Source organism: Caldimonas sp. (genome assembly GCF_046289365.1).
Classification (GTDB): Bacteria; Pseudomonadota; Gammaproteobacteria; order Burkholderiales; family Burkholderiaceae_C; genus Caldimonas.
Genome location: NZ_JBKBVU010000007.1, coordinates 32,888 through 40,192 on the forward strand (window position 1 = coordinate 32,888; position 7,305 = coordinate 40,192).

The following is a 7,305-nucleotide window of genomic DNA, read 5'->3' on the forward strand; positions in this document are numbered from 1 at the left end:
TTATAGATGAGATTTTCTTCCTCGTGCAAGCCCTTTTCCGCTCACACGAGCAAGAGCGAGGTGTTCAATGCGTCAGCACCTCCGCACTGCCTGCCGCCGGGGCGTCCTTGGCCGCTTCGACCTTGACCACCTCTTCCTCGGGCAACGGCTCGGGCTTGGACACCAGCGCGGTCTCCAGCACCTTGTCGATCCACTTCACCGGAAGGATCTCGAGCTGGTCCTTCACGTTCTCGGGGATCTCCTGCAGGTCCTTGACGTTCTCCTCGGGGATCAGCACCGTCTTGATGCCGCCACGGTGGGCGGCCAGCAGCTTCTCCTTCAGGCCGCCGATGGCCGTGACCTCACCGCGCAGCGTGATCTCGCCGGTCATCGCAACATCGGCCCGCACGGGGATGCCCGTCAGCGCCGACACCATCGCCGTGGTCATCGCGATGCCCGCGCTCGGGCCGTCCTTGGGCGTGGCGCCATCGGGCACATGGATGTGGATGTCGCGCTTTTCGAACATCTCGTCCTTGATACCCAGGCGACGAGCGCGCGAGCGCACCACCGAACGGGCCGCTTCGACGGACTCCTTCATCACGTCGCCGAGCTGTCCGGTGCGGATGGTGTTGCCCTTGCCCGGCATCACCACCGCCTCGATGGTCAACAAGTCGCCACCGACCTCGGTCCAGGCCAGGCCCACGACCTGCCCGACCTGGTTCTCCTGCTCGGCGCGGCCGTACTGGAACTTGCGCACACCGAGGAACTCGTTGAGGTTGTCCTCGGTGACGACGACCTTGCCTTCGTACTTCTTCAGCGCCTGGCCCTTGACGACCTTGCGGCAGATCTTGGAAATCTCGCGCTCGAGCGAGCGCACGCCGGCCTCACGGGTGTAGTAGCGGATGATCCCGCGAATGGCCGACTCGGTCACCTCGAGTTCCTCGTCCTTCACGCCGTTGTTCTTGCACTGCTTGGGCAGCAGGTAGCGCTGGGCGATGTTGACCTTCTCGTCCTCGGTGTAGCCCGACAGGCGAATCACCTCCATGCGGTCGAGCAGGGCCGGCGGGATGTTCAGCGAGTTGGACGTCGCCACGAACATCACATCGGACAGGTCGAAGTCGACCTCGACGTAATGGTCACTGAAGGTGTGGTTCTGCTCGGGGTCGAGCACCTCCAGCAGCGCCGACGACGGGTCGCCGCGGAAGTCCATGCCCAGCTTGTCAATCTCGTCGAGCAGGAACAGCGGGTTGCGCACCCCCACCTTGGTCAGGCTCTGCAGCACCTTGCCCGGCATCGAGCCGATGTAGGTGCGGCGATGGCCACGGATCTCGGCCTCGTCACGCACACCGCCCAAGGCCATGCGCACGAACTTGCGGCCCGTGGCACGCGCCACCGACTGGCCCAGCGAGGTCTTGCCCACGCCCGGGGGCCCCACCAGGCACAGAATGGGGGCCTTGACCTTGTCCACGCGCTGCTGCACCGCGAGGTATTCGAGGATGCGTTCCTTGACCTTCTCCAGGCCGTAGTGGTCCTCGTTGAGGACTTCCTCGGCGTGCACCAGATCGTGCTTGATCTTGGTCTTCTTGCTCCACGGCAGGTTGACCAGGGTGTCGATGTAATTGCGCACCACGGTGGCCTCGGCCGACATCGGCGACATCAGCTTGAGCTTCTTGAGCTCGCTCTCGGCCTTCTTGCGCGCTTCCTTGCTCATGCGGGCCGCGGCGATCTTCTTCTCGAGCTCCTCGAGGTCGGCGCCTTCCTCACCCTCGCCGAGCTCCTTCTGGATGGCCTTGACCTGTTCATTCAGGTAGTACTCGCGCTGGCTCTTCTCCATCTGGCGCTTGACACGGCCGCGGATGCGCTTTTCCACCTGCAGGATGTCGACCTCGTGCTCGAGCTGCTCGAGCAGCCGCTCCAGCCGCTTGGCGACCGAAAACAGGTCGAGCACCGACTGCTTGTTCTCAAGCTTGAGCGGCAGATGGGCGGCAATCGTGTCGGCCAGGCGGCCGGCATCGTCAATGCCCGCGATGGAGGTGAGGATCTCCGGCGGAATCTTCTTGTTGAGCTTGACGTACTGGTCGAACTGCTGGGTGACCGCACGGCGCAGGGCCTCGATCTCCGGCGAGCTCTCGGTCTCGGGCGGCACCGGGCGCACCACGGCCACGAAATGCTCGCCGCTGTCGTCGATGCGGTCGGTGGTGGCGCGCTGCAAGCCCTCGACCAGCACCTTCACGGTGCCGTCGGGCAGCTTGAGCATCTGCAGGATGCTGGAGACGCACCCCACCGAGAACATGTCGTCGGCGCGGGGCTCGTCCTTACCGGCGGCCTTCTGGGCCACGAGCATGATCTGGCGACCGGCCTCCATGGCCGATTCCAGCGCCTTGATCGACTTGGGCCGGCCCACGAACAGCGGGATGACCATGTGGGGGAAGACCACGACGTCGCGCAGCGGCAGCAGCGGCAGCTCGATGGGATCGGCGGGCAAAACGGGATGTCCAGACATCACAGACCTCTCTTTCTCAAGCCGGATGTGGGGCTCGAGAGTTCAATTGCAAGACGGGCGTTCCCAGTGACGGGTGCGCCCCGGTCCCTCAGGCGCTGGCCTTGGCCTGCTCGCGGTAGACCAGCAGGGGCTTGGTGTTTTCCTCGATGGTGTGTTCGTCCACCACCACCTTGGCCACGCCGTCCAGGGCGGGCAGGTCGAACATGGTGTCGATCAGGGCCTGTTCCATGATCGAACGCAGACCGCGGGCGCCGGTCTTGCGCGCCAGCGCCTTGCGGGCGATGGACACCAGCGCCGACGGCCGGATCTCCAGCTCCACGCCGTCCATCGAAAAAAGCTTCTGGTATTGCTTGACCAGGGCGTTCTTGGGCTCGGTGAGGATCTGCACCAGGGCGTCCTCGGTGAGCTCGCCCAGGGTGGCCACCACCGGCAGCCGGCCGACCAGCTCGGGGATCAGGCCGAACTTGATCAGATCCTCGGGTTCGACGTCGCGGAACACGTCCGAGAGCTTGCGTTCGGACTTGCTCTTCACCGAGGCGGCAAAGCCGATGCCCGATTTCTCCGAACGGTTCTGGATGATCTTCTCCAGCCCGTCGAAAGCCCCTCCACAGATGAACAGGATGTTGGTCGTGTCGATCTGCAGGAAATCCTGGTTGGGATGCTTGCGGCCGCCCTGGGGCGGCACCGAGGCCATGGTGCCTTCGATCAGCTTGAGCAGAGCCTGCTGCACCCCTTCGCCGGAGACATCGCGCGTGATGGAGGGGTTGTCGGCCTTGCGCGAGATCTTGTCGATCTCGTCGATGTAGACGATGCCGCGCTGCGCGCGCTCGACCTCGTAGTTGCAGTTCTGCAGCAGCTTCTGGATGATGTTCTCGACGTCCTCGCCCACGTAGCCGGCCTCGGTGAGCGTGGTGGCATCGGCAATCACGAAGGGTACGTTGAGCAGCCGCGCCAGCGTCTGGGCGAGCAAGGTCTTGCCCGAACCGGTGGGCCCGATCAGCAAGATGTTGCTCTTGGCCAGTTCGACCTCATCCTTCTTGCCCGCCTGCGCCCCCATGTGCTTGAGGCGCTTGTAGTGGTTGTAGACGGCCACCGACAAGATGCGCTTGGCCGCCTCCTGCCCGATCACGTACTGGTCGAGGCTGGCCTTGATCTCCGAGGGCGTGGGCAGGTCGGAGCGGGCAGCGCGGCCTTCCGGGGCCTCGGCCGGCACTTCGTCACGGATGATGTCGTTGCACAGGTCGATGCACTCGTCGCAGATGAACACCGACGGCCCGGCAATGAGTTTCTTCACCTCGTGCTGGCTCTTGCCGCAAAAGGAGCAATACAAGACTTTCTCGCTGGAAGAGCCTTTTTTCTCGGGCATGGTTCGGGACTCGGCTGGGTGCTTTTCGGAGGATGATAAGTCAAAAGAAAACGGGGCCCGGGTCGAAGGAAAGGCCCCGTTTGCTGTCCTGTTTTTCCGGCTGCCCGGTGGTCGGCAGCCGGCGGGCCTCAACCCTGTTCGCGGCGTTCGAGCACGCGGTCGATCAGGCCGTAGGCCTGGGCTTCCGGGGCGCCCATGAAATAGTCCCGCTCGGTGTCGGCCTGGATTTTCTCCAGTGGCTGGCCGGTGCGCTCGGCCAGGATGCGGTTGAGCTGGTCGCGCGTCTTGAGGATCTCTCGGGCATGGATCTCGATGTCCGAGGCCTGCCCCTGGGCCCCCCCGAGCGGCTGGTGGATCATGATCTTCGAGTTGGGCAGCGCAAAGCGCTTGCCCTTGGCACCGGCAGCCAGCAAGAAGGCCCCCATGCTGGCGGCCATGCCCATGCACAACGTGGACACGTCGGGCTTGATGAACTGCATGGTGTCGTAGATCGACATGCCGGCGCTTACGCTGCCGCCCGGGGAATTGATGTACAGCGAGATGTCCTTGTCGGGGTTCTCACTTTCCAGGAACAGCAGTTGGGCCACCACCAAGTTGGCGGTCTGGTCATTCACCGGGCCCACCAGGAAGACCACACGCTCGCGCAGCAGACGACTGTAGATGTCATAGGCACGCTCGCCGCGGCCGGATTGTTCGATGACGATGGGCACCATGCCCAGGTTCTGGAGGTCCAGGGAGCTCATGAAGGCGATCCTTGCGATGCGGACGAGAGGAAGATGGAAGCAGCGCCGATTATGGCGGTTCGCCTGCGCCCTCGCCGGCCGCAAGGGGTTGCAAAGCGAACGGGGCGCTGCGCCGGTCCCAGCGCAGCGCCCCGTGGTGGGCCTCACGCGGGATCAGGCCCCCATGAGTTCGTCGAACGGCACCGTCTTGTCGACGACCTTGGCGCGGGCCAGGACGAACTCCGTGACATTGTTCTCGAGCACCACGGCTTCGACCTCGGCCAGACGCTGCATGTCGCTGTAGTACCAGCGCACCACCTCTTCGGGCTTCTCGTAGCTCTGGGCCAGCTCCTCGATGTGGGCCTTGATCTGGTCGGGCTGGGCCTTGAGGTCATGGGTCTTCACCAGCTCGGCCACCACCAGGCCCAGGCGCACGCGACGCTCGGCCTGGGGCTGGAACATCTCGGCCGGGATCGGGGCCTTGTCGGCATCCTTGACGCCGCGGGCCTTCAGGTCGGCCCGGGCCGCCTCGGTCATGCGCTCGATCTCGCCTTGCACCAGGGCCTTGGGCACGTCGAGCTCGGCCACCTTGAGCAGTGCGTCCATCACGGCCCCCTTGTTGCGGGCCAGCACGCGGAACTTCACCTCGCGTTCGAGGTTCTTGCGGATGTCGGCCCGCAGGGCCTCGACCGAGCCGTCAGCGATGCCCAGCGACCGGGCAAAGGCTTCATTGACTTCGGGCAACTGCTGCGCCTCGATCTTTTTCAGCGTGACGAGGAAGTCGGCTTCCTTGCCAGCCACGTCCTTGCCATGGTAGTCGTCGGGGAACTTCAACGGGAAGGTCTTGGACTCGCCGGCCTTCATGCCGCGCACGGCCTTCTCGAAAGCCTCGAGCATGCGGCCCTCGCCCAGCAGGAACTGGAAGCCCTCGGCCTTGCCGCCCTCGAAAGGCACGCCGTCGATCTTGCCTTCGAAGTCGATCGTGACCCGGTCGCCATCGGCTGCGGCCTCGGCCGCCGGGCGCTGATGGAAAGTGCGGCGCTGCTTGCGCAGGATGTCCAGGGTCTTGTCGATGGCCGCATCGGTGACCTCGGTGGACACGCGCTCGACTTCGGTGCCCGACAAGTCACCGATCTTGACGTCCGGATAGACCTCGAAGGTGGCATCGAAGGCCAGCTCACCCTCGGGCGCGCCCTCCTTCTCGGTGATGCGCGGGACGCCGGCCACCCGGAGCTGGGCCTCGTTGGCGGCCTTGGCGAAGGCTTCGCCCACTTTGTCGTTCATCACCTCGTACTGGACGGAAAAGCCGTAGCGCTGGGCCACGATGCTCAGCGGCACCTTGCCGGGACGGAACCCGTCGGCCTTGACGGTGCGGGCCAGGCGCTTGAGGCGGGATTCGACCTCATTTTTGATGACCTCGGCCGACAGCGTCAGCGTGATCTTGCGTTCCAGTTTGTCGAGGGTTTCAACAGTCACGGCCATGGTGATCTCTCTCGTTTGAATGTGGTGCGCGGGGGGGGACTCGAACCCCCACACCATCGCTGGCGTCAGGACCTAAACCTGGTGCGTCTACCAATTTCGCCACCCGCGCAAATCGAAAGGGGAGCGGCCTGCTCCCCTTCAGGTGTTCCTATGGGTGTTCCAGGAAACTGCGAATTTTAACCCGGCACCGGGTTACGGGGCTCTTTCACCCTGAACCAGGCGGCATACATGGCCGGCAGCGCCAGCAGGGTGAGCACCGTGGCCACGATGAGGCCGCCCATGAGGGCCACCGCCATCGGGCCCCAGAAGATGCTGCGCGACAGCGGGATCATCGCAAGCACGGCGGCCGCGGCCGTCAGCAGGATGGGTCGCAGCCGGCGCACGGCCGCCTCGACCACGGCCTGCCAGTCAGGAACCCCTCGGGCGCGGTCCTGCTCGATCTGGTCGATCAGGATGACCGAGTTGCGCATGATCATGCCCATGAGCGCAATCACCCCCAGCAGGGCCACGAAGCCGAAAGGCCGGTCCAGGATGAGCAGGGCGGCAGCCACGCCGGCGATGCCCAACGGCGCCGTCAGGAAGACCAGCAACGCGCGACTGAAGCTGTGCAGCTGCAGCATCAGCAGCGTGAAGGTGATGAAGAGCATCGCCGGCACGCCCGCGGCAATCGAACCGGTGCCCTTGTTGCTTTCCTGCACCGTGCCAGCCATGTCGATGCGGTAGCCCACCGGCAGCCTGGCGCGGATTGCGTCGAGCTGAGGGTCGATCTGGAAGCTCACGGTGGCCGGCTGCAGCCCTTCCACGACGTCGCCCTGCACGGTCACGGCATAGTCGCGGCCCTCGCGCCAGAGCACACCGGGCTCCCAGACGAACTCGGCACGGGCCACCTGGGTGAGCGGGATGCTGCGGCCGCTGGCCGTGGGCACATAAGCGTTGTACAGGTCAGTCAATGCGGCGCGCTCTTGCGCGGGCGTGCGCAGCACGATGTCGATCAGCTTGTCGCCCTCACGGTATTGCCCGATGGTGTTGCCCGTCTGCGCCGTGCGCAGCGCCTGGGCGATGGCCTGGCTGGTCACGCCCAGGGCGCGGGCGCGCGTCTGGTCGATGTCCAGGCGCAGCACCTTCACCGACTCGTTCCAGTTGTCGTTCACCCCACGCAGGTGGGGGTTGGCCAGCATCACGGCCTTGACCTCGTCGGCGATGCGCCGCACCTGCGCCGTATCGGAGCCGATCACGCGGAACTGCACCGGATA

5 protein-coding genes and 1 tRNA gene are annotated in these 7,305 nt (G+C 65.0%); all 6 read right to left on the reverse strand.

Annotated features, from left to right (window positions below; genetic code table 11):
• Positions 1-64 precede the first annotated feature (64 nt).
• Complete coding sequence (gene lon / locus ACK42S_RS01610; protein WP_409702557.1) at positions 65-2,482, reverse strand: endopeptidase La; 2,418 nt, start codon at positions 2,480-2,482, stop codon at positions 65-67.
• A gap of 88 nt (positions 2,483-2,570) precedes the next feature.
• Positions 2,571-3,848, reverse strand: a complete 1,278-nt coding sequence (clpX, locus tag ACK42S_RS01615) for an ATP-dependent Clp protease ATP-binding subunit ClpX (RefSeq protein ID WP_409702559.1) — start codon at positions 3,846-3,848, stop codon at positions 2,571-2,573.
• 128 nt (positions 3,849-3,976) lie between these two features.
• Positions 3,977-4,591 (reverse strand): ATP-dependent Clp endopeptidase proteolytic subunit ClpP, encoded by a 615-nt coding sequence (gene clpP / locus ACK42S_RS01620; protein ID WP_409662423.1) that lies wholly within the window; start codon positions 4,589-4,591, stop codon positions 3,977-3,979.
• 153 nt (positions 4,592-4,744) lie between these two features.
• Positions 4,745-6,052, reverse strand: coding sequence for a trigger factor (gene tig / locus ACK42S_RS01625; RefSeq protein ID WP_409702561.1), 1,308 nt, complete (start codon positions 6,050-6,052; stop codon positions 4,745-4,747).
• Positions 6,053-6,074: 22 nt separating this feature from the next.
• Positions 6,075-6,161: transfer RNA gene (locus tag ACK42S_RS01630), tRNA-Leu, on the reverse strand.
• A 67-nt stretch (positions 6,162-6,228) separates the two neighbouring features.
• On the reverse strand, positions 6,229-7,305 hold a 1,077-nt coding region (locus ACK42S_RS01635; RefSeq protein WP_409702563.1), incomplete at its 5' end, for an efflux RND transporter permease subunit.